The organism is Roseburia sp. AM51-8 (genome assembly GCF_003478275.1).
Taxonomy (GTDB): Bacteria; Bacillota; Clostridia; order Lachnospirales; family Lachnospiraceae; genus Pararoseburia; species Pararoseburia lenta.
This window is the reverse complement of record NZ_QUEY01000001.1, coordinates 159,955-185,942: the sequence shown is the minus strand read 5'-3', so window position 1 is coordinate 185,942 and position 25,988 is coordinate 159,955. Positions and strand designations below refer to the sequence as shown.

Sequence of the window (25,988 nt, the reverse complement as noted above, 5' to 3'; positions counted from 1 at the left end):
AAACAAAGTTATTTTGCATCATACCATGTATAGCCGGTATGCATATCGATCGTCAACGGCACTGCCAGTTTTGCAGCACCTTCCATCTCTTCCTGCAGGATCTTTTTTACCACCGGCAACTCTTCCTCTTTTGCCTCGATCAAAAGTTCATCATGCACCTGCAAAAGAAGTCTGGATGCCAAGCCTTCTTTTTGTAAACGGTCATGCACATGCACCATGGCGATCTTGATGATATCCGCCGCAGTTCCCTGAATCGGAGAGTTCATCGCGATACGTTCACCAAACTGGCGCTGCATAAAATTGCTGGATGAAAGTTCCGGAATCGGCCGGATACGCCCATACATGGTCTTGACCTCTCCTGCTTCCTTGCCCGCTGCTACCAGCCCATCCAAAAATTCTTTCATGCGCGGATAAGCCAGAAAATAATCATCGATATACTTGCCAGCCTCTTTCTTGCTGATACCGAGATCCCGGCTCAGTCCAAAGGCACTGATCCCATAGACGATACCAAAGTTGACCGCCTTGGCATTGCGTCTTTGTAATTCTGTGACATCCTCAAAGGCTGTGTGGAATACCAGTGACGCTGTAGACCTATGGATATCCTGTCCCTGCAAAAAGGCATGGATCAGGTTCTGATCCCCTGACATATGGGATAAGACACGCAGTTCAATCTGGGAATAATCTGCATCCACAAAGACAAAACCATCCTTTGGATGAAAGACCTTGCGGATCAACTTGCCTAGTTCCATGCGGATCGGTATATTCTGTAAATTTGGCTCCGTACTGCTGATACGGCCGGTTGCCGTAACGGTCTGCTGGAAGGAAGAATGGATCCGTCCGTCCGGCGCAATACAATTTGAAAGTCCTTCTGCATAAGTCGATTTCAGTTTTGCCAGTTGGCGGTATTCTAAAATGTCTGCCACGATCGGATAGTCCGGTGCCAGATTTTCTAAGACATCTGCCGCCGTAGAATAGCCGGTCTTTGTCTTCTTGCCACCCGGCATCCCCATCTTTTCAAAAAGGATAAGTCCCAACTGCTTTGGCGAATTGATGTTGAACTCTTCTCCGGCTTCGTCATAGATCTTTTGCTCTAATTCCACCAGACGTCCCATCAGGCGTCCGCCATATTCTTCCAAGGCTTTAGCATCAATCGCAATGCCTTCCAGTTCCATATCTGCCAGTGTAAAGATCAGCGGCAGTTCGACATCCCGATACAGATCATCCATCTGCTTTTCTTTCAGGCTTTCCCACTGCATACCAGCCACACGGCTGCAGATATATGCCTCATAGCAGGCAAAGGAGCAAAATTCCTTTGGCATTTCTTCCAATGCCTGCGCCAGACTTCTCTTGCCAAAGGTCTCCCCATAGCCCGGCACACTGATACCCAGATATTCGCTCGCCAGATCTTCTGCTACATAGGTATTCTTGAGCGGCTGCAACAGATACTCTGCCACTGCCACATCATAGACATTCTCATAATGTAAAAACCGCTCCTGCAAATGCGGTGTACAGATCTTTATGGCTTCCTTGACATTCATACATGCCAGACGCTTTCCCCGTGCTATCAGATGCTCTAAGACCTGCGTTATGCAGGAAATATCATCCATCGGTGCCCACAGACTCTTTTCTCCATCTGAAAGTGCTATACCGTAAATCTCGTATTCCTGACAAACATCTTCCGATATTTTCTGACTTGTAAAGAGGGATAACTGCCCATCGCCGTCCTTGGCAAGTGACGCATCCTCCCACTCCTTGGCACTGCGCTGTCTCCATACCAGATACAGACCAATATAAGATGCCTGCCCCTTCGCCAATTCCTCTGCAAAAGCAGTCAGGCTCTGTGTATCCTCTGCCTGTGAGAAGGCATCTTCCGCTACATTCCTTGGTGCCTGGATCTGAAATCTGCCTAAAAGATTCTTGAACTCCCATTCCTTGCACAGCGCATATGCCTCCGGGGTAAAGATATCCGTAAGTCTTGCCGCTTGCAAATCATAGGTGATGTCCGCGTGCACCTCAATGGTCGCCAGTTCCTTTGACATGACCGCCTGATCGTAAAACTCCACGATATTCTTGGCGGCACGCGGCGGGCGTAACTGATCTGCTGCCTCATGTGCTGCCTCGATCGATGATACTGGGAAATGATGGCTGTCGCCGTCTTTTCACCGATCCCCGGTACGCCAGGGATGTTATCCGCAGTATCTCCCATCAAAGCCTTGACATCGATAAACTCCGTCGGTGTCACCAGATAACGCTCTGCCACATCGGCTGCATAATAATTCTCAATCTCCGTACCCGTCTTTTTGGTCTTTGGAATACTGATCTTGGTATGGTCTGTTGCCAGTTGCAGAAGATCCCTGTCGCCGGAGACGATCGTGACTTCCATGCCCTGATCTTCAGCAAGGCGCGCCATAGTACCCAGAGGTCGTCCGCTTCCAGTCCCTCTTTGGAGATCACCGTGATCCCCATTGCGGTAAGCATCTGCTTCATCATAGGAACCTGTTGACGCAGTTCATCTGCCATAGGCTTTCTCGTGCCCTTGTATTCTGCAAACATCTTGTGACGAAAAGTCGGTGCATGCTCATCAAAGGCTACGGTCAGATAGGACGGCTTTTCCGTGTCCATGATCTTGAACATGATATTTAAAAATCCATAGACCGCATTGGTATGCTGTCCTGCTGCATTGGTCAGATCCGGCAGTCCAAAAAAAGCACGGTTTAAAATGCTGTGTCCATCTATGAGTAATAACTTATTAGATTGCTCTTGTTTCATACTGTAGCCATTCCTTTTCCTTGTCATCTAAATATGGACTCAGGGTATCATAGACCTGTCTGTGATAAGTATTGAGCCAGTCCCTCTCTTTGTCTGTCATCATGTCCGGCAGTACTGCATCCAGATCGATCGGGGCAAAGGTCAGGTTCTGGAACTGATAATACTGACCATACTCTGTCTTTTCTGCCTCGACACAAAGAAGTTCGTTCTCGATGCGGATACCATAACCGCCTTCTTCGTAGAAGCCCGGCTCATCCGTTGTGATCATGCCCGGGATCAACTCCTGGGATGGGAACATATCAGTCGTGCGCCAACGGAATGCATTTGGTCCTTCATGCACATTTAAGATATGGCCTACGCCATGTCCGGTTCCACAACGGTAATCTAAGCCCAAATCCCAGAGCGGTCCTCTGGCGATCGCATCCAGATTGGTCCCGGATACGCCCTTTGGAAACTTTGCATGTGCCAGACGCAGGTGTCCCTTTAATACCAGCGTATACATCTTTTTGATCTCATCGGAAATCGGTCCTAAGACGATGGTTCTGGTAATATCGGTCGTACCCCCCAGATAATGTCCGCCGGAATCCACAAGCAGCATGCCTTCCGGTGCAAGTGTTGCATGATCTTCCGGTGTTGCTGAATAATGCATCATGGCAGCATTGGCACCATATGCACTGATGGTATCGAAACTCAGATCCAAAAATCCCGGCTGTTCCTCTCTGCGCTCCTGCAGATAATCAGACGCACTGATCTCTGTCATTGGTTCGCTGCCGACATTGGTCTTGAGATAATGAATAAACTTAGTCACGGCAAGACCATCATAAATATGGGCCTCGATCGTGTTTGCAACCTCTGTCTCATTCTTGATGGCACGCATCAGTTCTGATGGATCATGTCCCTCAAGGATCTGATCCTGACTGACAAGGCTCATAAGTTTGGCATTGATAGTTCCCGGATTTAAGAGAACCTTTCCTCCTGCTTCCTGCACGCGCTGAGGCAACTCATCATAAACTGCATCATACGGACGCAGTGTAAAACCACATTCTGCCAGATAATCTCTGACTTCCTCCGGCCACTTCTCATAGAAGGCATACAGGATAGCATCCTGTCCCGTCAAAAAGAGGAAAGACAAAAATACAGGTACATGCGAAATATCACCGCCACGCAAGTTGGTGATCCATGCAATATCATAAAGGCTGCCGACCAGATGGCTGTCTGCTCCCTTTTTCTTTAATTCTGCACGGATACGCGCCAATTTATCCTGGGTAGACTCCCCTGCATACTGCTGACGTAAAACAAAGACCGGCTCCTGTGGAAGGGCAGGACGATTCTCCCAGATCTCGGCGATCAGATTCTCATCCATGGCGATCTTGCCGGACTTTTTCTCAGCGATCCCACGCAACTCCTTGGCTTCTCCCGCTGCCATGCAGGCACCGTCAAAACCGATCGTAGCGCCTTCTTTCAGATGCTCCTCTACAAACTCCATGACGGTCGGCACTTCCGGCTCTCCTATACGGTATAAGGTCACATCACTGCCTGCCACCTGTGCAGCCGCCTGTACAAAATAACGTCCGTCTGTCCATACACCGGCTTCCTCTAAAGTGATCACCGCCGTACCAGCAGATCCTGTGAAACCTGTGATATAAGCACGACACTTATAGTGTTCTCCGACATACTCGGAAATATGATCATCGGAAGTCGGAACGACATAGACCATGATCCCCTTTTCCTGCATCAGGCGGCGCAGAGCCGCAGTCTTTCATTGATGACCTGTGGATCGATTTTTTTGCTCATAATACATACATCTCCTTTTCTATTGCACTAGGCAAACATGACACTTCTGCCATGTTCCACTCATAAAATCTAACTGATGTATTATACCACAACTAAGCCGCCTCTTCCATAAATTCGTAGTAATCCGCCTCACTTGCAAATAAAATGTATTCCCCATCTACATATCCCATAAATCCGCTTCCTACTGTGTATCCTTTCATTGTGCTGCCTCCTCTTTTCGATCAACCTGTCTTTTTTGTTGACCTTAGGGTAGCACATAGCATGTACCATTATTGTCTCATTGCATGTAGTATTTTATTTTCCAAAGTTCCGTTTAAAATCCAAATATGATATGATGCTTGCAGAAAAGGAGATCACGACATATGCATGTTTTATTGTTTTTTATAGGAATCCTATTTTGTATCTGGTTTCTCATGCCCTTTTTTACCAAAAGAATCTTAAATCCCGGCAATGTGACCGGACTTATCTTTTCCGTCCTGCTGACGATTTACGGGATTTTTCCAAGGCAGATCCGGCAGGGCATGACCGCGGCGCTCGCGCAGCCCGGATTTTCTCGCCTGCTCTGCGCCCTTTTTCTCGCCCTGCTTGCTCTTACCTGCCTTCTGTTTCTTATCAATGCCTGCCGCATCTTATCCGCCATAAAGGCGCATCCCCGGCAGGCATGCACGCTCATTGTTTTAGGCTGCAAGGTCTACGGCACAAAGGCAAGCCTTATGCTAGAAGAACGCATGGATGCCGCCATCGCCTATCTGCGTGCCAATCCGGACAGCAAATGCATTGTTTCCGGCGGCAAGGGGGATGATGAAGCATTTCCGAGGCTGCCTGTATGCAGCAATATCTGATCTGTCATGGCATCCCCAAAAGCCGTATTTTTATGGAGGACCGGTCACGGACCACGCAGGAAAATCTCTTGTTTTCCTCCGCCATCATAAAAAAACAAGGGCTCGATCCACATCTCGCCCTTGTCTCAAATGAATTTCATCTTTACCGCAGTCTCTGCATTGCCAAAAAACTCGGCTTTTCTGCCTACGGGATCCCTGCCAAGACTGCCTGGTGGCTCTTTCCCACCTACTTTACAAGAGAGATCCTTGCTATCGTAAATGAAGACCTCGGGCTGCTTCGTCCAAAATCTCCATAGCCAGCGCTTCCTTGCTCATCAGGGCAGGGACCGCATGCCCTCTCCTGTGATCAAAGTTGCTACATTTGTATCACCGCCGAATCCGGCACCGCTCTGGCGGATGCTGTTGGCAACGATCATATCGACCTTCTTTTTCTCCCATTTGGCTTTTGCATTTTCCAGCAAATGCTCCGTCTCCATGGCAAAACCGCAGATAAACTGATCTTCGCGCTTTTTTTCGCCCAATGCCGCTAAAATATCCTTTGTACGGACAAGCGGGATCACAGCGTCGCCTTGTGCTTTTTTGATCTTTTCCTGACTGACCTCAGCCGGTGCATAATCTGCCACAGCCGCAGATTTGATGATGATATCCGCATCATCCGCCTCTGCCATCACGGCTTCATACATCTCCTGTGCACTTTCCACCGCAACCGTCTTTACAAACATAGGCGGTTCCAATGCTACCGGACCGCTGACCAATGTCACGTCCGCCCCGCGCAGCATAGCCATTTTGGCGATGGCATAGCCCATTCTGCCGGTCGAATGATTGGAGATAAAACGCACCGGATCAATGGCTTCTCTGGTCGGTCCCGCTGTCACCAAAAGATGCTTTCCGGCAAGGTCTTTTTCGTATGCGACCTCACGCAGGATATACTGCAAGAGCACTTCCGGTTCCGGCATCTTTCCGGCACCGGAGTCGCCACAGGCAAGGTAGCCACTGGCCGGCTCGATCACCTGCATGCCATATTTTTTCAGGGTCTTTAAGTTATCCTGTACGATCTGATTTTCAAACATACCGGTGTTCATCGCCGGGGAAATGATCTTTGGGCATTTGCATGCCAGGATCGTTGTTGTCAGCATATCATCTGCGATACCATGTGCCATTTTGGCGATGACATTGGCAGATGCCGGTGCCACAAGAAACAGATCTGCTTTTTTGGCGATCGCAATATGCTCCACCGAAAAAGAAAAATTGCGGTCAAAGGTATCTACCAGACATTTATTTCCTGTCAGCGTTTCAAATGTGATCGGATTGATAAAATTTGTTGCATTCTTTGTCATGATGACTTCCACATCCGCATGCTGTTTTTTCAGCATACTTGCCAGATTTGCGATCTTATAGGCTGCAATGCTTCCCGTCACGCCAAGCACAATACACTTTCCCTCTAACATATCCATTTCCTACCTAATCAAATATTTTTCTTTACTATACCGCATCTGTCCGAGAAAGAAAAGCCCCGCCCGTTACAGATTATCGGACAAAAGCCCATGTTTTTCATAGCGGGAGGTCCGCTGGATCCGGTTTGCATCATCCACAAAAACAACATGCGGCTTGTGGTCTTTTGCCTCCTCCGGGCTCATGGATGCATAAGACATGATGATGACATGATCGCCGACCATGACCTGTCTGGCTGCTGCACCATTGAGACAGATCATGCCACTGCCCGCCTCTCCTGCAATCGTGTAGGTTTCAAAACGGTTTCCGTTCTCCACATCGACGATCTGCACATACTCGTATTCCATAATGCCTGCCGCTTCCAAAAGTTCGGTATCGACCGTAATGCTCCCCACATAATTCAATTCTGCCTGGGTCACGGTAGCACGATGGATCTTTCCTTTTAACATTGTGATTTCCATTTTTTTGCCTTTCTTATGCCTCAACAATAAAATTATCGATCAGTCTAGTCTTTCCGATATAGACCGCAATGGCAACCAGTGTCTCTCCTGCGATCTGATCGATCGGTGTGATCGTAGCAAAATCAACGACATCGACATAATCGATCTTTGCCAAAGGTTCGGTTTCGATCTTGTCTGCGATTGCCTTTTTGATGGTAGCCGCGTCCTTTTCGCCCTCAGCGATCATCTGTTTTCCAAGCGCAAGACTCTTTGATAAGATCAGGGCAGCCTGTCTTTCTTCTTCATTTAAATAGGTATTTCTGGAACTCTTTGCCAGCCCATCCTGCTCGCGGATGATCGGGCAGCCGTGAATGGTGATATCCACGCTCAGATCCTTGACCATACGCTTGATGACTGCCAACTGCTGTGCATCCTTTTGTCCGAAATATGCATTGTCCGGGCAGACAATGTGAAAGAGTTTTAAAACAACGGTCTGCACTCCGCGGAAGTGGATCGGGCGGCTCTTGCCACAGAGTTCGGTGGTCAGTCCGTTCATGTCCACATAAGAGCAGAAACCCTCCGGATACATTTCTTCCGGTTCCGGGTGAAAGATCAGATCGACGCCAACATCTTTGCAAAGAGCCGCATCCTTTTTCAGATCTCTCGGATAAGACTCCAGATCCTCTGTCGGTCCAAACTGCATCGGATTGACAAAAATGCTGACAACGACCTTGTCGTTTTCCTTGCGGGCTTCTTCCATCAGACTTTTGTGTCCCTCATGCAGATATCCCATGGTCGGTACAAAACCGATCGTCAATCCCTCTTTTTTCCATTCTTTTACCTGTTTTCTGACATCCGCTATGGTATAACAAATTTCCATTTTTTCTTTCTCCCTTGTGTTTAATATAATTTTTCTATAATACTATCATCGATCTTGTAAGTATGTTCTGCTGCCGGGAATTCTCCTGCCTTGACCTCGGCATCATAAGCCTTGAAAGCCTCTGTCATGATCTGTCCTACATTTGCAAAATGTTTGACAAATTTTGGCTTAAAGTCCGTAAACATGCCCAGCATATCCTGATAGACCAGCACCTGTCCGTCGCAGTCTGCGCCTGCACCGATGCCGATCGTCGGGATGGAGATCTCCTCTGTCACACGCTTTGCCAATGCTGCCGGAACACACTCCAGGACAACAGCAAATGCTCCTGCACGCTCTACGGCTCTGGCATCATCCAGAAGTTTTTGCGCTGCCGCCTCGCCCTTTCCCTGTACCTTAAAGCCACCGAAAGCATTGATGGATTGCGGGGTCAGGCCAATATGTCCGCAGACCGGAATGGAGGCATTTACGATGGAACGGATGGTCTCTTCCATCTCTACACCGCCCTCCAGTTTGACGGCATGCGCACGTCCTTCTTTCATGAGGCGTCCTGCGTTTACAACAGCATCGTAAACACTTGCCTGATAGGACATAAATGGCATGTCACAAATCAAAAGTGTATCTTTGATACCGCGGCTGACCGCTGCACAGTGGTGAATCATATCTTCCATGGTCACTGAGATCGTGTCAGGATAGCCCAAAACTACATTTCCCAGAGAATCCCCCACTAAGATGGAATTGATGCCTGCGCCATCGACCAACTTTGCTGTAGAATAATCATAGGCAGTGAGCATGGTGAGTTTTTCGCCCTTTGCCTTTGCTTCCTTAAATGTTACGACCGTATTCTTCATTGTTTTGTCTCCTTCTCTTTTCATCCGCCAACAGACATTCCATGTCTGTATAATCCCTGTGCGGATTTTTCTTTTTTGCGAGCCTGATCTGCTCCCTTGCCAACGCCATATACATCTCTTTCCCCTGCGCAGGAATGACCTGCAAGTGCTTTTCTACCGTGACAAGATCTCCGCGCTCTATGGGTCCTGTCAAAGCCTGCACACAGCCGGACGCTATGACATTTTCCACATTACCCCGCACCAGTGCCGCTGATGCCCGGCGCGCATTTTCTGTGTCAAAGCCGCAGGCTTCCAGCATCTCATAACCGCTCGCCAGAAGTGCCACGACCTGATTGCTCAGTGTTGCTGCCGCCGCATGATACAATGCCTTTTGCTCCGGCGCGATCCTCTGCACGGGGTTTCCCATTTTTTGCAATAAAGGCTCCATGACTGCAAGTGCCTGCGCATGACCTTCTAAGGTAAAAAATGCATTCTGTAATTGTTTGTAGGATGTATATTTGTCGCTGAACGCTAACATTGGATGAATCGACAGACCATAAGCCCTCGTCTTTTCGATTCCCTGAAATTGATCGGATGATAATGAGCCACTAAAATGACAAATGATTTTTCCTTGAATAGACAGATGCCGAATGCAATCCCATACGTTTGCTATCTCACCATCAGAAGTGGTAAGAAAAAGGGTATCGCTTGCTGCTACCAGGTCTTCGATCCTATCGAAGCTGTCCGTACCTGTAAATTGTGCCGCATCAAGTGCGCGCTCCCGGTGCCGGTCATAAAATCCCGTCACCCTGATCCCGTGATCCTGCATGTACTTTCCCATGGAATAGCCTACACGACCGGAACCAATAATTCCTATCTTCATGTCATCACCTTCCTTTAAAACGAACCCGTCGTTTTGATGTTTCTCGCTTTGGTGCCACCGGCTACCTTTGTTTCTCACATCACTTGTGATAACACACTATCATCTGATGCAGTTTCATACCATGAATACCGCTCAAAGGAAAATGTAGCATACTGGGTATAAAAAAACAAGAACCATGTTAAACATTTCACATAGTTCTTGTTTTTCTTTTCATACATTATAATTTGCGATACATCTTTCATGGAATGCAATCCGATCAATAAGGCCGATGTATTGTGCAAGAGTGCGGATGTGGTCGGTTGCAAGATACCAAGGATACCAAGGACAATTTTGCCCGTCCTTTACCTGCGCTCATAATCATATACCTCTCTTTCTTATTTTACTGCCATATAATGCTCTTTATATGGCACATTGCATTTTTATTTATGAACTATCCTAGCACTTATTTTTTTGTCTATCAACGTCAAAAAAGGGGGTTTTTGTACCTTCTCTCATACAATCCCATCATTTCACAAAAATGTCACAAACCAGCGTGGTTACTGGGTTTTAACGCTTGTCAGCCCACGCTATTTATGGTTAGTCACAACGCAATAATCCCCCCGGCCACACTCCGGAAGGATTATTTACACATAAGTATTAAGAAAAGGGAGTCTTCCATTACCTATGGAAGAACTATATATAAATGAATAGCGGAAACTATCCATTTATGACAAATTAAATCTGCCTATTTCAGGCATCTGACTATGCCAATGCTGCACCGAGTGCCTCGCACTGCATCAGTCCTTCATCCTCTGGGGTGTTATTGCAGATCACACTGTCACAGACAAGACTTGCACCTGCGCCCTTGCAGTCATTTTCCCAGTTTTCCATCCATTCGCCTGTGCCCCAGCCATAGGAGCCAAACAAAGCGATCTTTTTGCCGCCGAGTGCTACACTTACTTCATCAAACATCGGCTGGAATTCACTTTCTTCCAAAACCTCTGCTCCCATTGCAGGGCAGCCAAAGGCGATGGCATCATAATCAGCTACTTTGCTTGCCGAAAAATCGCTGCAATAGATCAATTCTGCGTCTGCGCCTTTATCCTGTGCACCCTTTACAACTGCTTTTGCCATTTCCTCTGTATTGCCAGAGCCACTCCAATATACGACTGCTACTTTGCTCATCTCATATCCTCCATTCTGATCTCGTGCCAAGTCTGCCCTTTACGCTGAAACTGTCAGTTTATTGATGCTGCGCCCCTGCATCCACAATTCCATGTAGATCCGGGTGCATTTTTTGTAGCGGGCAAATGTCTCCAAGGCATCTTCTTCATTCTGATATACTTTCCAACAGCCACTGCACTTACAATTACATCCCTGATTTTCGATAAACCCGATCACGTCAGCCAAGGGATAATCCAGGAAAATACCAATCTCATGTGGGAAACCGTCACTGGCTGCAATCCGCTTTTGCAAATGTTCCAATGCCTTCTCCACACACAGATCAACATATCCATATTGTTCTAAGAAACAGGAAACGCCCGGTTTTTGTAAATCCTTTTGTAATTGTGCTATACGATGCACATAGACCAATGCCCAATTCGGTTTCTGCTGTAAAACCGTGACTGCAATTCCCTTGGGATGCATCTGCTTGTTCCAGTAGGCGATACATTCCGCGAAGTCCTCCTGCCTCTCAAAGGAACAGGAAAATAAATTTGCCGTCTTGATCGATGCCAGTGTCGGAGAACAGTGGCAGATCAGATATTGTTCCATCTCTTTCATGTGCTTAGTATGTGCTCCATTTCGTCGGATTATGTAGTTAGTTGTCTCTAACTCATATGCCATAAAAAAAGCAGTCCGCACGAGAGGAGAAAAAGTTGGCATACGATTTCAAATGGATTCTGTGCGATATCCTGCTGTTTTTTATTTTTCTTGGTTAGTTCCTGCTAACTACTGATAGTATAACCTTACCAAAGTGTTTCGTCAAGTACTTTTTATATTTTTTTAAATTATTTATATGTAATTCGCAATCCTTTCGGATAATGATTTTTCATGGTCGTTCCGGTCAGTTTGCCCCAACCGAGCGCATAACCATCCACCGTGATCAGATGCCATCCCGGCTCGCCGTCTGCCGTAAAGTCTCTCCCCGCAGATAAGCATAGACCGTCTCGTCCTTTGACGAAAGATCCGTCACGTGCCGAACATCTTCCTTATATAAAGTAAGTGCCCATGCATGTGACGGTTCAAAGCGGTTTTTCTTTAATGTTCCCAAATGCAGTCCCGGGCGCAAAACTTTCAATCCTTTTAAAGCCGGCATATCCTTTGGCACAAGATATAACTGCTCGCCAAAAGTAAGATACTGTCCCTGCGCAAGTGTCTCCATCCAGTCCTTTGCCAAACAATCCTTTGCAAATTTCTGCAATTCTTTCTGTTCTTTGTATGTAGCCGTCTTTTCCAATTTATAGTCTATGAGCGGACACGCTCCGTCCTTCTCCATCACTGCCACGAAATGTCCTTCTCCATGTAAAAGATGTGGCCAAAGACGGATCGAACGCTCCAGATGCTCTGCCACCGGAAGTACTTCCTCGGGATCCGGTGCAAACGCGCTCTCGCGGATAGCAAAATCCTCGTACCAGTCTGCCCGTCCCGGGCTCATGCCTTCATACTTTGGCACCTCCACCAGATGCATGTCGCTGTGTATCGCTAAAAAGCGGCTGATACTGCCCTCGTTTTCATCCGGTGCAAAAGTACAGGTCGAATAGACCATCCGCCCACCCGGCAGCAACATAGCGTATGCTTCCTCCAGGATCTCGTCCTGCCGCGCTGCGCAGGTCCTCACATTTTCCAAAGACCACTCATCTGCCGCCATCTCCTGCTTGCGGAACATGCCCTCACCGGAGCAAGGCGCATCCACCATGATCCGATGAAAAAACATACCAAAATGTCTGCGCAGGTCTGCCGGAGCCGCATTGGTGACAAGGGCATTTCTCACCCCCATGCGTTCCACATTCTCGGATAAGATCCTAACTCTTGCCGGATGGATCTCATTGGTCACGAGCAGTCCTTCCCCTCGCATCTGTGCCGCGATCTGCGTTGTCTTACCGCCGGGCGCTGCGCAAAGATCCAGCACTCGCTCACCCGGTCTGGCTTGCAGATAAGCCGCCGGTGCCATAGCACTCGGCTCCTGTATATAATAGACACCCGCCTCATGGTAAGCATGCTTGCCCGGTGCAGCCTCCGCACCATAATAAAATCCATGCTCTGCCCACGGGATCTTTTCCAGAGAAAACGCCTCCTCTGCTAATGCCAGAAAATCCTCCTGTTTTCCCTTTCCTATATTAAAGCGCAAGCCCTGGTATTTATCCTCATCATAACTTTTCAAAAAAGTTTCATACTCTGCCTGCCCTAACATTCTCCTCATTCTCTCACAAAATGCAAGCGGTAACATAATCTGCTCCTATCCCAACAAGCCCTATATCACATTTAAAAGCAAACGATTGCGATCCATACGATCCAACTGCGAAATACTGCGTCTCGCCCTGCCGTACAGATTGCGGTTGATCGAAAAGACACAGATCTGATCCGCACCTCGATATTCCTCACGTTTGTAAAAAGGGATCCGCTTCCAGTTCTTGGTAAAAGGAATCGCATCCTGCAATAAAATATCTGTCGTGTGATTGCTCACGCGTCGGTTCGTCGTGCTGCATAAAACAACATCCTTGTCTACATGCTTATCCAATTTTGGTGCTCTCTGTCTCATGTAAATATCCTCTACTCATCCTCTATTGTGATCGTAACCTGCTTCCCCATGCTGGCAGCCACCCGTACCATAAAATCCAAAGAAGGATTGTATCTGCCGCTCTCCATCCGGGAAATATTGGATTTCTTCGTGCCGACACGATCTGCCAAGACCTGCTGCGTCAAATGCTGACTCTGTCGGATCGCACGGATCTGTCTGGCAAAATCTGCTCGAATATCCTGATTCATCTGTGGCACTATGCCATCTTCGTATCTCTTTTTCATTTCATCACCAACCTCTTTTATATTATCATATATGATAACAGTCTGTCAATAAAAAAGATAGAGAAAACGGCGGTGTTTTCGCCATTTCTCCACCTCTTATCATGCATTATAAACGAGCCAATGTCTCGACCGCATTTTCCTTGCAAAGTATGTTTCCATGCTCAGCGATCACGGCTCCACCATGATCATCCGTCAGGATCTCCTTGCCATACTCTGACACCACCAGGATCACACCTGCCACCTGATGTTCTTCCTCTGAAAACTGAAAACGCAGATAATATGTATCTTTATATTTGTATGCAGCACTGGAAAGCCCCTTTTGTGACTGTAAATGATGACAGGCACTAATACAATCATCTAAATTAGAGAAAGCGACCCAGATCGGTGTATTTAAGACCGTCCTCTCCTTTTTCGCCTCTTGTGGTGCCTGCTCCTGCGGGCTGGTCTCTGTTGTTTTTTCTTCCTCTGCTGTCAGCCCGGCTTCCTCTGTCTCCACACCTTCGAGCGCATCTGCTTCTTTTTGCAGTTTTTCCTTTTTCGCATCTAACTTTCGTTTGGCTTCTTCCATGATCTCCTTGAAATCCTGCAGACGTTTGCCGAACTCTGTCAGCGTCTCCTCGGTGCTACCGTGATCTTCGCCACTAATGACAAGCGAAACATCACCTTCCGGCATAACCGCCATCTGAACACTAAAACAGCGTCCCATATCCTCATCAAGGTTCAGTTCATATTTAGCCTCTGCAAGAATCTCACGCAGGAACGCCTCTGTCTTGTCTCGATGATCTAGGAAATCTTCAATCTGGATGCCCTTTTGGCTCATCTCTTCCTGCGAAATTATGCAATGGATCTTGTGTTCATCAATCTTGCGAAACTGCATATGCTCACCTACTTTCCTGTCTCTTCAAATAACAATATAATAATTGATATGTATAAAAAATGCAATATATAACACTCTTGTCTTCGGATCATAGAGTTTACCGCAAAAATCCCACTGAAATTCCAGCCCCTTATAGAAAAAAAGCCCCGAACCCATTTGGATTCGAGGTTTCTATAATACAATGCCGGCGGTGGGACTTGAACATAATTCCAGTTATTAACAAACCGCCCAAAACAGGCATTACAACTTCCTTTATATGCATATGTAACCCACATGTAACCCATTATGTTCCATTTGAGCTCCCAAAAGAGACAGTATGGAAAAAAATAAAGTAATAAAAAATCAAGACGACGTACTTATTGACAAAGTCGCAATTTATAACTTTGATGTTGAGGATATCCAGGACATCGAAGCACTTAAAAAGAAAAATCTAATTACAATCGAAAACGCTCCAATGCGCTATATAGAAACGAATAGCGGTCAACAATATCAAAAAATCGAATTAGAAAAATGTGAACATTTTGATACGTTTGTATGTGCTCTTTCTAAATGCGGCAAGCCCTATACAAAAATGGAATTATCCGAAAATGGAAAAGACGGAATGCGTAATTTAAATTGCATCACACTGGAACAATTAAAAACAAAAATTGATAATGCGGAACATTACTTATCCGATGATTTAGGCATTTTATGTAATTTTGATTATGCAAAAATTAAATACATCGAATTAAACAAAACGTTCGAAATAGCCCTAGACAGTATAGCATATGACAGGGTCGTGAAAACGATGATAAATTTAATGCCGACTACGGCATCCAAAATAAAAAAACCGATTATCTCCGACACAACGACCTACTCTGCGTCAAATAAAAGCCAAACGGAAACACTCAAAATATACGATAAAGCAACTCAATTAAAACAAAAGCATAAAAAAGAAATCAACGCCAATATATTGCGCATTGAAATACAGCTTATCAATGACGCGAACAAAATCAAGACCAGATTTGGTTCTGCTAATTTAAGCGATTTAACAGACGAAATCATAACAGAATATTTTTCTGATTATGTCACAAAAAATATCATCAATCCGTTTTTCGACCATCTCGAATTCCAAGAGAAACAAGTCAAAAAAATCTTAAAAGATAATTATAAAAAATCAGACTATGAATGGATAGATAACGTCATTCATATAATCTCAGATTACGAAATGATACATGAAATCCCTTTGATGTTCGACATTGAACAAATGAAAGATTGGCTTGATGTTCTCAATTTACCGCGACAAAATAAGTATTATATCTATAAACGTTTTAGACAAAAAATTGTAAATTACAGCACCGTATATAATAATCACGACTTACAAAAATATAGGGAATTGATAACCAAAATCGAGTGCGTATCTTTCGATTAAACGTAAAAAAACTTTTTTACGCACCAAAATGCCCTTGAGCCTTACTGCCATAAGGGATACAGCGATTTTGTCAGCAAAAAAACATCAAAAAAAATACCTTATAACAATAAATATCTTTTTAATTATATGAAAAACACTATGTAATAAAAAACAACTGTATAACTTAACAATTAAAACATAAACAATTAACTATTAAAAAGGGTTATTTTTGTAAAGAAAATAAATTACCCTTTTTATTTACAAGAGGAGAAAAATATGGAAAACAATACTAATATTATTTATGGATATGCTCGTTGTTCAACATCAGAGGAACGTCAAGATATAAATAGACAAAAACGAGAACTATTAAAACTAGGTGTTCAAGATGAAACTAAAATATATTGGGAATATGAATCTGGAACAAAAGAAGACCGAAATGAACTAAACAAATTATTAGATATCGTAAAAGCAGGAGATACTATAATAACAACAGAAGTGTCACGTTTGACACGTTCTACAAAGCACTTATGTGAAATAATGCAACTCGTACAGGATAAACACTTAGTATTAAATATTGGTGGTTCATTTATAGTTGATTGTTCAAAAGGAGAAATAGACCCAATGACCCAAGGTATGATTATGATGTGGGGTGTTTTTTCAGAAATGGAACGTAATATTATTTCTCAACGTGTCAAATCTGGATTAGCAAACGCCAAAGCTAAAGGGAAAAAACTAGGTAGACCACAAACAAATATCAATAAAATCCCCGACAAGTTTTTCAAATACTATCAACTATATAAAGATAAAAAAATTGGAATAAGCGAAATGTCGCGGTTGTGTAATTTATCACGACCAACCATATACAATTACATTGCGGTTGTTGAGGAAAATAACCCAAGCAAAAAATGAAATATATTTCATTTTGCGGTTGGGTATCACACCCCTTTAGAGGGTGTGTCATATGGGCGCATATCGCCCACCCTGCCATTAGGCAGGCAAGCCCTCGGCAGAGCGAAATATGTGTTTTGGAACAACGTGCCAAAACCAATATTGAGGTATTACTTTTGCACAACAAAAATAAAGTTAATCTTAAAACATCGATTTCATCATATTACAAGAAAATATATGTAATAACGAAAGGATGGAATTATTATGATTTCGCAAACAGTAACTTTGCAATTTCACGTATTTAACTCCCCTGCATACGGACACAATCGCCGCGAATTAAACGTGATTAGACGCGAAAATGAGAAAGGCGTAACAAAGATATATAAGGACGGAGAAATACGTCCAGATGGGCGAATTGCACGTTTTAAAGCGTGGGAAGATATTCCCATTGAAAAAGCATACGATAATATATTTGGCGGTGCTGTAAAGGAGTATAATGCCTCTCAAAAACGACAAGATAGAAAAATAGGTAATTACCTCGATAAAGTTAATAAAAATAAACAGCTCAATGCATCTTATGAGGTCATAATCGGTCTTTATGAAAAAGAAAATGAGCACCTTGACGAGGCAACCAAAGAAAAAATATTAAAGCGATATGTGGATGATTTTCAACAAAGAAATCCTAATTTTGTAAAGATTGGCGCGTACTTACATGATGACGAGAACGGAAAAATGCACGTGCACCTTGATTTTATTCCTGTAGGTCATTATGAAAAAGGATTGAGCATAAGAAACAGCCAGACAAAAGCACTCCAAGAAATGGGGATTACCACAGATAAGACTATCCCCCACGATACACTTATGGCGGCTTGGCAACGTCGTGAGCGCGATTATATACAAGAAATCGCACAGGAATATAACCTTAAAATCGAAAAAACCAAAGGCGGCGTAAAACATAAAGAGAAAAACGAGTATATTATAGAACAGCAGGAAATTGAACTCGCCAAAAATGAAAAAGCCATAGCAGAACAAGATAAATGTATTGATGGCTACAAAAAAATCAAAGAACAATTAGCCCAAAAAGATATTTTTGGTCGTGAAAAAGATTACATAAAAATAGACCTTGATACAGCCACTGCACTCTATCAAGCAGGCTTGCGACAGGAAAATTTTGATGCGGAAGTCAAAAAGAAAGATAAACATTATGAGCAATTGGAATTTAAAGCTAATAACATTCTTGAGCAACTCGAAAAGAAGAAAAAAAACCAAAAAAATCGGGAAGATAATTTTGACTCGCTTGTTGAAACCACGGCAAAAAATCTAAACAAAGATTTTGCCGACATATGTAAAAATTACGGATATAGAAACGTTTGCCGAATGATTGAGGCTATGCTTCAAGAACAAAAACAAGAAAAAAATCGGGACATTTATGCAAGATAAACAAAAAGAGACAGTGATTTTATCATTTAATTGGTAAAAGTGCTGTCTCTTCCTTTTTTGCGTAAACCTGTAAAGGAAAACCATGCCTTTCTACAAAAAACTTACATATTAAAGGTATAGGCATTACTTGATATAACCTCGATTAGATAACTATCAAGCAATGTCAAAAAAATCCTAGGAAAAAAAATAAACGAAAGGAAAACAGGAGCTCATAATGAAACGTAATGAAACTAATTGACATGTGGAAAATGTTTGGCGATAATGTTGCTCAAGGAAGTGTGATGCCTCATCATTAAAGGAGGCAAGAAAAAATATGCAACACCAAACAGACATACTACTAAAAATGCAACGATTACAGGAGGAAATCAACCCAAAAATATATCATCATCAGCCAACGAAACAAAACAATCGAGATTATTGGTACCATAAACCATTAGGCTCAAAAAATAAAATTGCCCGAGCAAAAAAGGATGATTTTATCAATGCCATTTATGAATTTTATTTCGGTCGCGCAGACTATAATTTTGAAGCAATATATAAAACTGCCATTGCTGAAATGGACAGAACGCCCGAAACAAAACGTTCGTATTTAGCTGATTATAACCGCCTATTGCAATGTGATGAAAAACTACGAAATAAGGATGTACGTCTACTCACATATAAGTACGTGAAAGATTATATCCTTAGTTATCTGGCTTTTTACGAAAATTGCAAAGGCACAAAAGCCACGGACAAGGAAATGAAAAAAGCCAAACACGTTTTTCAAGTTGTTATTGATTATTGTATCGACGTTGAGATTGAAATCAAGGTAACTACATTACCTAAAAATGCCCTATTTGACCGCCATTTTAGAACGCGTAAACCCAATCGCAACAACGTCGAAAATAAGGCATATAGCCCTGCTGATATAGAGATGCTAGAAAATACGCTAAATGCCCGAATTGAGCGAAATAAAGGCTATATACAATGTATCAATGCACTTGCACTACTCTGTTCTATTAACACAGGAATGAGAATTGCAGAATTGAGCGGTTTAAAGTGGGAACACGTAACCGAAAAGACAATTCATGTATGCGGTCAGATTGTTCGCGACGGAAAAACATACAAATACATCAATACAACCAAAGATGAAAAATATCGTGAGGATGAAAACGGTGGCAGATACATACCAACAACGAAAAAATTAAGGGCAATATTTCAGATGGCTAAGGAAAAGCAAAAACAATATGGCATTGAGACTGACTTCGTTTTTGGCAGAAACGAAACATTTTCAAATCCAAATCAGATTGAAAGTGCTCTCTATCACACCGCGCAGGAATTGGGGCTGAAATGCACAAACAATCACGCGATAAGAATATACTTCAATTCTTATGTATTAGCCAAAAATGGTGTCCGCGTTTCCGAACGCGCAAAATTTTTAGGGCATTCCGCGAAAATAAACGAAGAGGTTTATACTTTACCGCTAAATGATGATGAATTTCTCGTAGAAATGGAAAACATTTTGGAAAGGGAAAATGTAACCCAAAACAACCAAAAATGTAACCCAAAAATCATATCATTTCCAAACAAAATGAAAACCCTCGATTGCCTATAAATCAAGGGTTTTCAAACAAATAACAAAAGTGCCGGCGGTGGGACTTGAACCCACACGAAGTTGCCCCCGCAAGATTTTGAGTCTTGTGCGTCTGCCAATTCCGCCACACCGGCTCGTTGATACTATGGCTATGCGCCATCAACGAATAATAGTTTATATCAACATGATAAGATTGTCAATCTCTTTTTTCATCTTTTTCAGTCTTTTTAAACAAGTCCCTTGATGATATCGAAGCAGTCAAAAGTTGCGAAATAATCCTTCGGGGTCTCTGCACGACGAATCAACTGGTAAGAACCATCCTCCTTCAAAAGCACCTCAGCAGACTTTAACTTACCATTGTAATTATATCCCATCGCGAAGCCATGTGCTCCCGTGTCATGGATATAGAGATAATCCCCCATCTCCACCTGTGGCAGCATACGATCAATGGCAAACTTGTCGTTGTTCTCGCAAAGAGAACCTGTCACATCATACTTGTGGTCACATGGTGCATCTTCCTTGCCCAGAACTGTGATGTGGTGATATGCGCCATACATTGCCGGACGCATCAGATTGACCGCACAGGCATCCACGCCGATGTACTCCTTATAGGTATGCTTCTCATGAATTGCCTTTGTTACCAGCGCTCCATACGGTCCCATCATGAAACGTCCCATCTCTGTGTAGATGGCGACATCTGTAAGACCACCCGGTACTAAGACTTCATCATAGACACGATGTACGCCCTCACCGATCACGCGGATATCATTCGGTGTCTGATCCGGTCTATAGGCAATCCCCACGCCACCGGAAAGATTGATAAAGGAAATCTCAATACCGGTCTTTTCTTTCAACTCGACTACAAGTTCAAACAAAGTCTTTGCCAAAGCCGGGTAATAATCATTCGTCACGGTATTGCTTACCAAAAAGGCATGCAGGCCAAAACGCTTTGCACCTTTATCACGCAGGATCTGGTATCCCTCGAAAAGCTGCTCTTTAGTCATGCCATACTTGGCATCCCCCGGATTATCCATGATCCCATTAGAAATCTCATAGACACCGCCCGGATTGTAACGCAAACTGATCGTCTCCGGAATGTGTCCGATCGTATCCTCTAAATACTGAATATGGGTAAAATCATCCAGATTGATGGTCGCACCAATCTCATCGGCATAGACAAACTCCTCTGCCGGTGTATCATTGGAAGAAAACATGATCTCTTCCCCGGAAAATCCCAATTCTTTGCTGAGCATGAGTTCTGTCAGGGAAGAACAGTCTGTCCCACATCCATACTCCTGCAAGATCTTGATCAGAAAAGGATTCGGATTGGCTTTCACTGCAAAATATTCACGAAATCCCGGATTCCATGCAAAAGCCTCTTTTACTGCCTGCGCATTGGCACGAATTCCCTTTTCATCATACAAATGAAACGGGGTCGGGATACTTTTCACGATCTCTTCTACTTTTTCTTTTGTTACAAAAGGTGTTTTAGCCATGTCGATCTCCTTCATCTATTCTGTATAAATATGCATTTTTTGTCTGAGAAAATAATAGCATGAATTCCGGGCAGTGTCAAAATTATTTACAAATCTGATGCCGGATTTTAGTACACTTTTGCCAATGCACCAATGGTCGCAAAGAGCGTACTGACCACAACAAGGATCTGAAATGGTAAAGTGCCCCAAACACCGCAGATCGGCGCATTCTTTTCCCTTCTTCTGGAACGGTTGTAGGAGATGATGATACCCACACCTGTCAATACCTGTACCACACTTGCCAAACGGGTAAAGCCTACAAAACTGGATACGCCCACCAGTGCGATCAAAAGACACGGCACACTGGATACCAGCCATGAGACCTTGACATTCCACTTGGTCTGCTCATGCACGATGTCACGCAGATTTAAGGTATTTGCCCAGAAAGACGTAGACAAAGCCAAAAGGGAGAAAATATAACCGATGATGCTGACCCAGCCGCCCAGATGTGCGGACAGATCCACCAATGCTCCGTTTTCCGAAATATCCGATCCAGCCCCCAGCAATGTCATAAAGGTGATCAAAAGGATCAAGCCCGTATTGATCCCTGTTCCTGCCGCGATGGCTCCACGGATCCGTTTGATATCGCCCTGCAATCCCTTTACCACCTGTGGCACCGACATCACGGCTGACAGGGAGAAGGAGATCATACTGTAAAGTGCGACCAGATTGGTCGTCGCAATAAACTTGGTCGGCAGTGGGCTGATCTCGGAAACCAGCGTTGCTACGAACAAAATGCCGATAACCGCCACCATGGAACCGACGGAGATCTTTTCACAGATACCGACCAGTTTCATGCCAAAGTAGATCACACTGGCAGCCAGTATGTAATAAAGGATCATGCCTGCCCAGTTAGGCAGACCGAACCATGCATGAAATACGGCTGCTGCTCCTGCAATAAAACCACTGACATTGAGGACAACGGACAATCCCAAAAGTCCGAATGCCACCCATGTAGCAAATTTCTTGAAACGTCCAACAAACAGTTCGTTTTCAAAACATTTGATAAACTGCGCGCCCCCATTATTATAGGAAAGTTCTGCGATCATATAATGCATGATCAGATTGATCAGATATGCCACTGCAACGATCCAGAGCATATCCTTCCAGTCATTTCTGGACGCCAAAAAAGGAACCGACAAAATGCCGGATCCCACGCCATGTCCGACGATAATACTGGTCGCCTCAAAAAAGGTCAGTCTCGCCTCTGTCTTAATTTCTTTTGTCATAATACCCCACCTCTCATTTTGTACCTTTCTTTGTACATTATAGTAAAAAGAATACCATCCGGCAGGGGTATTTACAACCTTAAAGTTCGACCGTAAATGTGCTCCCTTTTCCCGGCTCACTCTCCACTGAAATCTTGGCATCCAAAAGTTCCACAACACGTTTTACCATGGCAAGTCCCAGTCCATTTCCCTTGGAAGTATGCGAAGTATCTCCCTGATAAAACTTATCAAAAATACGGCAGACAACCTCCTCGCTCATGCCACAACCATTATCCTTCACAGAAACCAGGACACCATTTTCTCCATATTTTTTCATTGAAATATCGATCGTGCCGCCTTCTTGTGTATATTTGATGGCATTGCTTAACAGGTTGTTCCACACGATAGATAAGAGGCTCTCATCGCTTACAATATAAACTCCCTCGTCCAGATCAATATTGACCTCTAATTCTTTCTCATCAAAAGGTTCATCGAAAGCGATAATGCACTCTGCCAGTTGTTCATCCAGACAGAAACGTTCCTTCTCAACGATGGCCTGACCCTCCATCTTATTCAAGCGCAAAATATTCTGGACAAGACCGGACAGACGCTCCGATGACTCCACGATCGTATGAATGTACTCCTTTTTTTCTTGCTCCGTCAAATGTTGACTCTCTAACATCTGGGCATAATTCTGTATGATGGCGATCGGTGTCTTGATCTCATGCGATACATTCGCGATAAAATCACTCTTTAAGGTCTCATTGGCGGCAAGTTCTGTCACCATGGTATTAAAATCTTCGATCAGGACTTCCATCTCATCCGTTTGCCATCTCCACGCTGTGGCAGAATACGAACCGTAAAATCTCCGCCAGCCACACGCCTGGCTGCACCGCGCAACTCCTGTATAGGCTTTGAAAAGGTCATACGATAGTTGATCTTGGTGAAAAGCATGGAAACTGCGGCCAAGAATATGGTATTTAAGATCAATGCCACATAAATGCCCCAATTTCCCAGCGTGGAAAGGGCATGGTTCTGATACAGACCAATGCCGGCGAAAACACATACTGTCTGCACCACAAAGACCATGAAAAACTCTCTCCAGATCGGACGCTTGGCATCAATGCGCAGATCTTTCGGTTCCTCGTAACTAATCTTCACTATGTATCACCGCCTTATAGCCTAGTCCGCGCACCGTCAGGATCTCCACTTCCTTAACAGCAGAGATCTTGTCACGGAGTTTTGTAATGGAAACGTCTACCGTTCTCGGATTACTCTCACTGTCAAAGCCCCAGAACTCATCCATCAACTGCATACGGGTAAAGGTCTTTTTGGGATAGGAAAGCATTTTAAAGAGAATCTGGAATTCCTTTACCGTAAGTGGAAGTTCCTCTCCCTCGTAATAAGCCATAGTCTCTTCTTCCTTTAGAACCAGATTGCCCGCCTGCAACTGCTTTTCGGTCGCAATATCCGCTCTGCGAAGCAAGGCTTCCACGCGCATCACAAGTTCCACCAGATCGATCGGTTTTACCATATAATCATCAATACCGATATCATATCCTTTTTTCTTGGAGGCAATATCATCTTTTGCTGTCATGAAAAGGATGGGCATCTTGTCATCAAAAGACCGCACTTCTCTGGCAAACTCATAACCATCCATCTGCGGCATCATAATGTCAGAAACAATCATATCAACTTTGGTCTTCTCCATGATATCAAAGGCCTGAATTGGATTTTCCGCACGCTTTACCTCAAATCCTTCCTCACCTAATTTTTTGCTCACGATAAAATTTAATTTTGTATCATCTTCTACAACAAGTATGGTAATCATGTATCTTATCCTCCTTAGTTTCCGAGAATCCGGTCAGCCTTTTCACAGGCTTCATATATTTTGTCATACAAAGCGTTTTCCTCTGCCGCATAATCGTCTTTGTGCCGATCCGATTCCCAGTTGTAAACAACCATCGCCATGGCACAGACAATAAACCCTATGATTTCAAAAATGGTAAACAGTATCATGTGTCGGTAGGATATCGCGATGACCGATGCGATCAGCCAGCCGGCACCAATCAATCCAGTCATAATTGCGAACATCACCGGTGTCAGACTCTTTTTCTGCTCATATTTCTCAATCGCCATAAGCGCATCCTCCATCTTGCGTTGCTCTGCCATCAGCCGGTTACGCTCACGCACATTGCGCGATCTGCGCATATGGATGCACTCATCTTTTCCTCTTGTATTTCCCATTACTTCCCAACCAAAGGCTTCGTAGGACTCCCTGCATAGACCCGCAAGGCTTTTTAAGATGGTCACATTAACATATTCGTATTTTGTAAAATCTTTTTCCATGCGTTTCCCTCTTCTCTCCCCATATCTGCCATACTAGTATAGTTTTGTTAATAATACATTAAAGACTAGGCTATGCCAAGCAATTTCTTGGCGCGTTCTAGCTGCTCCTTTGTCGGTGGTTCGACATCTTCCAGACCGTAAGACAGTCCAAGTTCCTTCCATTTGAATACGCCAAGTGTATGATATGGCAATATTTCCACGCGGTCTACCGTTTTTAAGGAAGCCACAAAATCCCGTAATGCCAAAAGATCCTCTTCCTGATCCGTCACACCCGGCACAAGGACATGACGGATCCACATTACCTTCCCATGGTCAGATAAATATCTTGCCATCTCTAAAATATTAGCATTATCCTGTCCGGTCAATTCTCTGTGTCTTTTTGCATCCATCTCCTTGATGTCCAGCATGACAAGGTCGGTCACTTCCATCAATTTCTCAAACTTTGAAAAGAAGGGTTCTTCTGTCGTAAAAGGATTCCCGGATGTATCAAGGCAGGTGTGGATACCCTCTTTTTTGGCCAGTGTAAATAATTCCAGTAGAAAATCAATCTGTAAAAGGGCTTCCCCACCACTAACCGTAATGCCACCATTCTTTTTCCAGTATGCTTTGTAGCGTTTTGCCTTTTCGAGCACATCTTTCGCACGCTGCCAGTTTTCCCCCTCTTTGGGCGCATCCATACTGCCACAGGCTTTTGCCCAGGTATCCGGATTGTGGCAATATTTGCACCGCATCTGACAGCCTTTCAAAAAGACGATATAGCGCACGCCCGGACCGTCTGCCGAGCCAAAACTTTCCACGGAATGAATGTTTCCCAAAATTTCTTTTTCCATATTTTCACC

General features: G+C 44.2%; 25 protein-coding genes, 1 tRNA gene and 2 pseudogenes. 6 read left to right on the top strand and 22 right to left on the bottom strand.

Features of this window, described 5'->3' with window-relative positions; all coding sequences use genetic code 11:
- Window positions 1–8 precede the first annotated feature (8 nt).
- Both polA and DW996_RS01000 read right to left on the bottom strand, forming a co-directional pair.
- Window positions 9–2,769, bottom strand: a pseudogene (polA, locus tag DW996_RS01005) (DNA polymerase I).
- On the bottom strand, window positions 2,750–4,516 hold the full coding sequence (locus tag DW996_RS01000; protein ID WP_279220142.1) for an aminopeptidase P family protein: 1,767 nt from the start codon (window positions 4,514–4,516) through the stop codon (window positions 2,750–2,752). Before DW996_RS01000 ends, polA begins: the two are co-directional and overlap by 20 nt.
- Before the next feature lie 409 nt (window positions 4,517–4,925).
- Between DW996_RS01000 and DW996_RS00995 the strand changes: the two genes are divergently transcribed.
- Together DW996_RS00995 and DW996_RS00990 are read left to right on the top strand one after the other, a co-directional pair.
- Complete coding sequence (locus DW996_RS00995; protein ID WP_118534597.1) at window positions 4,926–5,405, top strand: hypothetical protein; 480 nt, start codon at window positions 4,926–4,928, stop codon at window positions 5,403–5,405.
- Window positions 5,390–5,701, top strand: a complete 312-nt coding sequence (locus DW996_RS00990; protein WP_118534596.1) for a YdcF family protein — start codon at window positions 5,390–5,392, stop codon at window positions 5,699–5,701. Before DW996_RS00995 ends, DW996_RS00990 begins: the two co-directional genes overlap by 16 nt.
- Here the strand turns inward: DW996_RS00990 and coaBC are convergent.
- The 12 genes and pseudogenes from coaBC to DW996_RS00930 form a co-directional block, all read right to left on the bottom strand.
- A pseudogene (gene coaBC / locus DW996_RS00985) lies at window positions 5,655–6,853 on the bottom strand (bifunctional phosphopantothenoylcysteine decarboxylase/phosphopantothenate--cysteine ligase CoaBC). The gene DW996_RS00990 and the pseudogene coaBC overlap by 47 nt on opposite strands.
- A gap of 72 nt (window positions 6,854–6,925) precedes the next feature.
- On the bottom strand, window positions 6,926–7,318 hold the full coding sequence (gene panD / locus DW996_RS00980) for an aspartate 1-decarboxylase (protein ID WP_118280870.1): 393 nt from the start codon (window positions 7,316–7,318) through the stop codon (window positions 6,926–6,928).
- A gap of 13 nt (window positions 7,319–7,331) precedes the next feature.
- Window positions 7,332–8,177: a pantoate--beta-alanine ligase gene (panC, locus tag DW996_RS00975; protein ID WP_118534595.1), complete on the bottom strand. Its 846-nt coding sequence runs from the start codon at window positions 8,175–8,177 to the stop codon at window positions 7,332–7,334.
- A 20-nt stretch (window positions 8,178–8,197) separates the two neighbouring features.
- Window positions 8,198–9,025 carry a 3-methyl-2-oxobutanoate hydroxymethyltransferase gene (panB, locus tag DW996_RS00970; protein WP_118280868.1) on the bottom strand — a complete coding sequence of 276 codons (828 nt, stop codon included), beginning with the start codon at window positions 9,023–9,025 and terminating at the stop codon, window positions 8,198–8,200.
- The gene (locus tag DW996_RS00965) at window positions 9,000–9,965 is read right to left on the bottom strand and encodes a Rossmann-like and DUF2520 domain-containing protein (protein ID WP_279220137.1); all 966 of its coding nucleotides are present in this window, start codon (window positions 9,963–9,965) and stop codon (window positions 9,000–9,002) included. The genes panB and DW996_RS00965 overlap by 26 nt, the downstream gene beginning before the upstream one ends.
- Window positions 9,966–10,628: 663 nt before the next feature.
- Complete coding sequence (locus tag DW996_RS00955) at window positions 10,629–11,051, bottom strand: flavodoxin (RefSeq protein WP_118534592.1); 423 nt, start codon at window positions 11,049–11,051, stop codon at window positions 10,629–10,631.
- A gap of 39 nt (window positions 11,052–11,090) precedes the next feature.
- Window positions 11,091–11,648: a DUF3793 family protein gene (locus tag DW996_RS00950; RefSeq protein ID WP_243098625.1), complete on the bottom strand. Its 558-nt coding sequence runs from the start codon at window positions 11,646–11,648 to the stop codon at window positions 11,091–11,093.
- Window positions 11,649–11,875: 227 nt separating this feature from the next.
- On the bottom strand, window positions 11,876–11,965 hold the full coding sequence (locus DW996_RS14685) for a methyltransferase RsmF C-terminal domain-like protein (protein ID WP_334294509.1): 90 nt from the start codon (window positions 11,963–11,965) through the stop codon (window positions 11,876–11,878).
- A 5-nt stretch (window positions 11,966–11,970) separates the two neighbouring features.
- Window positions 11,971–13,314, bottom strand: a complete 1,344-nt coding sequence (locus DW996_RS00945) for an RsmF rRNA methyltransferase first C-terminal domain-containing protein (RefSeq protein ID WP_330428692.1) — start codon at window positions 13,312–13,314, stop codon at window positions 11,971–11,973.
- Between the two features lie 24 nt (window positions 13,315–13,338).
- Complete coding sequence (locus tag DW996_RS00940) at window positions 13,339–13,626, bottom strand: hypothetical protein (RefSeq protein ID WP_118280864.1); 288 nt, start codon at window positions 13,624–13,626, stop codon at window positions 13,339–13,341.
- Between the two features lie 11 nt (window positions 13,627–13,637).
- A complete protein-coding gene (locus DW996_RS00935) occupies window positions 13,638–13,889 on the bottom strand; it encodes a helix-turn-helix domain-containing protein (protein WP_118280863.1) in 252 nt (83 codons plus the stop codon).
- Between the two features lie 106 nt (window positions 13,890–13,995).
- Window positions 13,996–14,766: an adaptor protein MecA gene (locus DW996_RS00930; RefSeq protein ID WP_118534591.1), complete on the bottom strand. Its 771-nt coding sequence runs from the start codon at window positions 14,764–14,766 to the stop codon at window positions 13,996–13,998.
- A gap of 316 nt (window positions 14,767–15,082) precedes the next feature.
- Between DW996_RS00930 and DW996_RS00925 the strand changes: the two genes are divergently transcribed.
- The 4 genes from DW996_RS00925 to DW996_RS00910 all read left to right on the top strand — a co-directional run bounded on the left by DW996_RS00925 (window position 15,083) and on the right by DW996_RS00910 (window position 20,078).
- Window positions 15,083–16,177, top strand: a complete 1,095-nt coding sequence (locus tag DW996_RS00925; RefSeq protein ID WP_118534590.1) for a hypothetical protein — start codon at window positions 15,083–15,085, stop codon at window positions 16,175–16,177.
- Between the two features lie 255 nt (window positions 16,178–16,432).
- Entirely contained in the window at window positions 16,433–17,065 is a 633-nt protein-coding gene (locus DW996_RS00920; protein WP_118534589.1) for a recombinase family protein, read from the top strand.
- Between the two features lie 243 nt (window positions 17,066–17,308).
- Window positions 17,309–18,484: a plasmid recombination protein gene (locus DW996_RS00915; RefSeq protein ID WP_118534588.1), complete on the top strand. Its 1,176-nt coding sequence runs from the start codon at window positions 17,309–17,311 to the stop codon at window positions 18,482–18,484.
- 313 nt (window positions 18,485–18,797) lie between these two features.
- Window positions 18,798–20,078 (top strand): tyrosine-type recombinase/integrase, encoded by a 1,281-nt coding sequence (locus DW996_RS00910; RefSeq protein WP_118534587.1) that lies wholly within the window; start codon window positions 18,798–18,800, stop codon window positions 20,076–20,078.
- A 29-nt stretch (window positions 20,079–20,107) separates the two neighbouring features.
- On the opposite strand, the gene DW996_RS00905 is transcribed toward DW996_RS00910, so the two are convergent.
- From DW996_RS00905 to pflA, 8 genes are all read right to left on the bottom strand, one after another.
- Window positions 20,108–20,191 (bottom strand) — tRNA-Leu (locus DW996_RS00905).
- Window positions 20,192–20,284: 93 nt separating this feature from the next.
- A complete protein-coding gene (locus tag DW996_RS00900; RefSeq protein ID WP_118534586.1) occupies window positions 20,285–21,553 on the bottom strand; it encodes a diaminopimelate decarboxylase family protein in 1,269 nt (422 codons plus the stop codon).
- 107 nt (window positions 21,554–21,660) lie between these two features.
- Entirely contained in the window at window positions 21,661–22,821 is a 1,161-nt protein-coding gene (locus DW996_RS00895; RefSeq protein ID WP_158573019.1) for an aromatic amino acid transport family protein, read from the bottom strand.
- 79 nt (window positions 22,822–22,900) lie between these two features.
- A complete protein-coding gene (locus DW996_RS00890; RefSeq protein WP_158575137.1) occupies window positions 22,901–23,617 on the bottom strand; it encodes a sensor histidine kinase in 717 nt (238 codons plus the stop codon).
- The gene (locus DW996_RS12945) at window positions 23,605–23,961 is read right to left on the bottom strand and encodes a HAMP domain-containing protein (RefSeq protein WP_158575135.1); all 357 of its coding nucleotides are present in this window, start codon (window positions 23,959–23,961) and stop codon (window positions 23,605–23,607) included. Before DW996_RS12945 ends, DW996_RS00890 begins: the two co-directional genes overlap by 13 nt.
- Window positions 23,951–24,631, bottom strand: a complete 681-nt coding sequence (locus DW996_RS00885; protein ID WP_118280858.1) for a response regulator transcription factor — start codon at window positions 24,629–24,631, stop codon at window positions 23,951–23,953. Before DW996_RS00885 ends, DW996_RS12945 begins: the two co-directional genes overlap by 11 nt.
- Before the next feature lie 14 nt (window positions 24,632–24,645).
- The gene (locus DW996_RS00880) at window positions 24,646–25,149 is read right to left on the bottom strand and encodes a hypothetical protein (protein WP_118534584.1); all 504 of its coding nucleotides are present in this window, start codon (window positions 25,147–25,149) and stop codon (window positions 24,646–24,648) included.
- Window positions 25,150–25,214: 65 nt separating this feature from the next.
- The gene (pflA, locus tag DW996_RS00875) at window positions 25,215–25,979 is read right to left on the bottom strand and encodes a pyruvate formate-lyase-activating protein (RefSeq protein ID WP_118280856.1); all 765 of its coding nucleotides are present in this window, start codon (window positions 25,977–25,979) and stop codon (window positions 25,215–25,217) included.
- Between the last annotated feature and the right edge of the window lie 9 nt (window positions 25,980–25,988).

What these genes read in the sequence shown, in the direction of transcription:
- DW996_RS00995 (WP_118534597.1), top strand. Translation starts at nt 4,926, where the DNA reads ATGCATGTTTTATTGTTTTTTATAGGAATCCTATTTTGTATCTGGTTT.
- DW996_RS00990 (WP_118534596.1), top strand. Translation starts at nt 5,390, where the DNA reads ATGCAGCAATATCTGATCTGTCATGGCATCCCCAAAAGCCGTATTTTT.
- panD (WP_118280870.1), bottom strand. Translation starts at nt 7,318, where the DNA reads ATGGAAATCACAATGTTAAAAGGAAAGATCCATCGTGCTACCGTGACC.
- panC (WP_118534595.1), bottom strand. Translation starts at nt 8,177, where the DNA reads ATGGAAATTTGTTATACCATAGCGGATGTCAGAAAACAGGTAAAAGAA.
- panB (WP_118280868.1), bottom strand. Translation starts at nt 9,025, where the DNA reads ATGAAGAATACGGTCGTAACATTTAAGGAAGCAAAGGCAAAGGGCGAA.
- DW996_RS00955 (WP_118534592.1), bottom strand. Translation starts at nt 11,051, where the DNA reads ATGAGCAAAGTAGCAGTCGTATATTGGAGTGGCTCTGGCAATACAGAG.
- DW996_RS00950 (WP_243098625.1), bottom strand. Translation starts at nt 11,648, where the DNA reads ATGAAAGAGATGGAACAATATCTGATCTGCCACTGTTCTCCGACACTG.
- DW996_RS00945 (WP_330428692.1), bottom strand. Translation starts at nt 13,314, where the DNA reads ATGTTACCGCTTGCATTTTGTGAGAGAATGAGGAGAATGTTAGGGCAG.
- DW996_RS00940 (WP_118280864.1), bottom strand. Translation starts at nt 13,626, where the DNA reads ATGAGACAGAGAGCACCAAAATTGGATAAGCATGTAGACAAGGATGTT.
- DW996_RS00935 (WP_118280863.1), bottom strand. Translation starts at nt 13,889, where the DNA reads ATGAAAAAGAGATACGAAGATGGCATAGTGCCACAGATGAATCAGGAT.
- DW996_RS00930 (WP_118534591.1), bottom strand. Translation starts at nt 14,766, where the DNA reads ATGCAGTTTCGCAAGATTGATGAACACAAGATCCATTGCATAATTTCG.
- DW996_RS00925 (WP_118534590.1), top strand. Translation starts at nt 15,083, where the DNA reads ATGGAAAAAAATAAAGTAATAAAAAATCAAGACGACGTACTTATTGAC.
- DW996_RS00920 (WP_118534589.1), top strand. Translation starts at nt 16,433, where the DNA reads ATGGAAAACAATACTAATATTATTTATGGATATGCTCGTTGTTCAACA.
- DW996_RS00915 (WP_118534588.1), top strand. Translation starts at nt 17,309, where the DNA reads ATGATTTCGCAAACAGTAACTTTGCAATTTCACGTATTTAACTCCCCT.
- DW996_RS00910 (WP_118534587.1), top strand. Translation starts at nt 18,798, where the DNA reads ATGCAACACCAAACAGACATACTACTAAAAATGCAACGATTACAGGAG.
- DW996_RS00900 (WP_118534586.1), bottom strand. Translation starts at nt 21,553, where the DNA reads ATGGCTAAAACACCTTTTGTAACAAAAGAAAAAGTAGAAGAGATCGTG.
- DW996_RS00895 (WP_158573019.1), bottom strand. Translation starts at nt 22,821, where the DNA reads ATGACAAAAGAAATTAAGACAGAGGCGAGACTGACCTTTTTTGAGGCG.
- DW996_RS00890 (WP_158575137.1), bottom strand. Translation starts at nt 23,617, where the DNA reads ATGGAAGTCCTGATCGAAGATTTTAATACCATGGTGACAGAACTTGCC.
- DW996_RS00885 (WP_118280858.1), bottom strand. Translation starts at nt 24,631, where the DNA reads ATGATTACCATACTTGTTGTAGAAGATGATACAAAATTAAATTTTATC.
- DW996_RS00880 (WP_118534584.1), bottom strand. Translation starts at nt 25,149, where the DNA reads ATGGAAAAAGATTTTACAAAATACGAATATGTTAATGTGACCATCTTA.
- pflA (WP_118280856.1), bottom strand. Translation starts at nt 25,979, where the DNA reads ATGGAAAAAGAAATTTTGGGAAACATTCATTCCGTGGAAAGTTTTGGC.